This is a genomic window from Bacillota bacterium (genome assembly GCA_013177945.1).
Lineage (GTDB): Bacteria > Bacillota > DSM-12270 > Thermacetogeniales > Thermacetogeniaceae > Ch130.
Genome location: JABLXW010000050.1, coordinates 1 through 2,622, shown reverse-complemented (window position 1 = coordinate 2,622; position 2,622 = coordinate 1). Strand labels below are relative to the sequence as shown.

Sequence of the window (2,622 nt, the reverse complement as noted above, 5' to 3'; positions counted from 1 at the left end):
AGGATGCGAATGATTCGCGAGTTCACTGTTCTGCACCTTTTTTCCGGCATAGGCGGAGCCGCCCTTGGGTTCCAGCAGGCAACAGGAGAATACAAAGGGATGGTCGGCAAGTTTCGGACCCTGGCGGGCATAGACGTGGACCCGGAGGCCTGCGAGGATTTCCGAAACTTGACGGGAGCGCCGGCAGTACAAATGGACCTCTTCAGCCGCGAGGACTACCGCGCTTTCCACGAACAAGAGCCGCCGAACGATTGGCGAGAGGCAACGCCCGGTGACCTGCTGGGCGCAACGGGCGGAGAGCACCCGGACGTGGTGTTTCTGTCGCCTCCGTGCAAGGGTTTCAGTGGTCTGCTTCCGGCCAAAAAGGCAGCCAGCGAGAAGTATCAGGCATTGAACAGCCTGGTAGTGCGGGGTCTCAGGCTGGTGCTGTTGGCTTTTTGGGACGATTTGCCCGCGGTGATTCTGTTGGAGAACGTTCCCAGAATAACCACCCGCGGATCTCATCTGCTTCAAAAAATAAAGCTTATGCTGAGAAATTGCGGGTACCTCCTCCATGAAGGACACCACGACTGCGGAGAACTTGGTGGCCTGGGTCAGCGGAGGAGGCGTTACCTGCTGATTGCAAGGCTTCCGGAAAAGATGAGCGCGTTCATCTACCGGCCGCCGAAGCGGAGAGTGAAGTCCGTAGGTGAAGTGATCGGGCCGCTGCCATTTCCTGACGATCCCGCGGCCGGCCCGCTGCACCGCCTTCCCCGTCTGCAGTGGAAGACCTGGGTGCGGCTGGCTTTGATCCCCGCCGGCGGCGACTGGCGGGACCTGGAACGCCTTGCGGTGGGTGGTTACCATAACGCCTACCGCATAATTCCCTGGAATTGTCCAAGCGGAACGGTTACAAGCGGCAACTCTCTATCCTGTGGCGGAGTCAGTGTGGCGGACCTACGACTGGGGTACTGTCCGCGGAAAGGTGCTTTCCGAGTGGCGCGATGGAATGAACCGGCCACGACCGTGATAGGTTCGGCAAGTGTTCGGGGGTCGAACGGAGTGGCAGCCGTGGCAGATCCCCGGCTTTTGCTCAATCCGAATGCTCACCACAATATTCTACGCGTTGTTTCCTGGGACGATCCTGCCAGTACGGTTACAGGAGCAGCCAGACCGGCAGGGGGCGCCATTTCGGTTGCCGACCCACGACCCGTCGCCGACCCGCGTCTCGGCTGCCGGCCACGGAATGGCTCATACAAGGTAATGCGATGGGACGAGCCGGCTGTTACTGTCGTGGGCGCCTGCGACATACATGCGGGGGCCGCGGCAGTGGCGGATCCTCGCATTCCTGCGGACGACGAGCGCCCAGATCCGCCGCCGGTGATTATAGCCATGGACGGCACCTGGCACCGGCCTTTAACTACCCTGGAGCTCGCGGTCCTCCAGGGTTTCCCGGCGGTCTTACCCGACGGCCGGCCGCTGGTGTTGGCCGGCAACTCAGATGCCAGATGGCGAGAGAGGATTGGGAATGCCGTGCCGCCGCCCGCGGCAAAGGCGATGGCTGAGCAGATACTGAACGCGCTCCTGGTCAGCGAAAGAAAGGAGTGGACACTTGGTAATACGGGGTTGTGGGTGAGAAAACCGGCCACAGACGATTTTTTGAGTTTTCTTACAGGATACTGACTTGCTTTGAACTTTAAAGAACGGTTGGATTCGAGGAAGGGTGGCTTTTCAGAAGGGGGAGATTGATATGAGTTCATCTAAAAAAGGGAAGGACTGCCAGATCATCAGAACGAGGAAAAGAAAAAATCCTTATGCAGTTATCGATAAGGCATTTTTGAGCAACGTGAAGCTGAGCTGGAAAGCAAAGGGTTTATTGTCCTATCTCCTGAGCAAACCGGACAATTGGAAAATCTACGTTAAAGATCTTATCAACCAGTCAACAGACGGTCGTGATGCAGTTTACGCTGGGCTTAAGGAATTAGAAGTACAAGGCTACCTCGAACGTAAAAAGATTCGAGATGACAAGGGGAAAATTCTCGGGTATGAATATATAATTTATGAACGCCCGGCAAATACAGGCTACGAAAACCCATATCCGGAAAATCCGGATATGGGTCATCCGTATCCGGATTTTCCGTATCCGGAAAAACCGTATCCGGAAAAACCGTATCCGGAAAATCCGTATCCGGAAAATCCGACACTACTAAATAATGATCTAACTAATAATGAATTAACTAATAATGATTTAACTAATAATAAATATAATAAATATACATACATACATACATACATACAACAAGAAACTAAGACCGATCAAGGTACAGGTGATCCCCCCGGTCACGAACCCGAAAATTTAAATTTGTCTGTTGTCTGTAAGGATGAGGAAGTTGAACAGGTAATTAAACACGCTAAATCATATGGTTACGAGTTCCCCTTCTGGTTTGCGAAATTATTGCTCCTTGAGGGTGGCGGCGATCCCGTTAAAATAAATAAGGCGGTAACATCGGCGATCAAATACTTAAAGAAACCCGTAAAAGTTGATAGCCTGGAAGGCCTGTTTATTAATGCAGTACGAAAAAGTTTCGGTACAGGCGGGGTGAAACCCCTGAAGCATAAGGATCTGGAAGAAAAGTACGCCGA

The 2,622-nt window shown here is 53.3% G+C and carries 2 protein-coding genes; both read left to right on the top strand.

Translation table 11 applies throughout. From position 1 onward, the window contains the following. Positions 1–9: 9 nt before the first annotated feature. The gene (locus HPY58_14115; GenBank protein ID NPV30748.1) at positions 10–1,662 is read left to right on the top strand and encodes a DNA cytosine methyltransferase; all 1,653 of its coding nucleotides are present in this window, start codon (positions 10–12) and stop codon (positions 1,660–1,662) included. Between the two features lie 67 nt (positions 1,663–1,729). Continuing rightward, the coding region (locus tag HPY58_14110) for a hypothetical protein (protein NPV30747.1) at positions 1,730–2,622 on the top strand (893 nt) is incomplete at its 3' end.

What these genes read in the sequence shown, in the direction of transcription:
- HPY58_14115 (NPV30748.1), top strand. Translation starts at nt 10, where the DNA reads ATGATTCGCGAGTTCACTGTTCTGCACCTTTTTTCCGGCATAGGCGGA.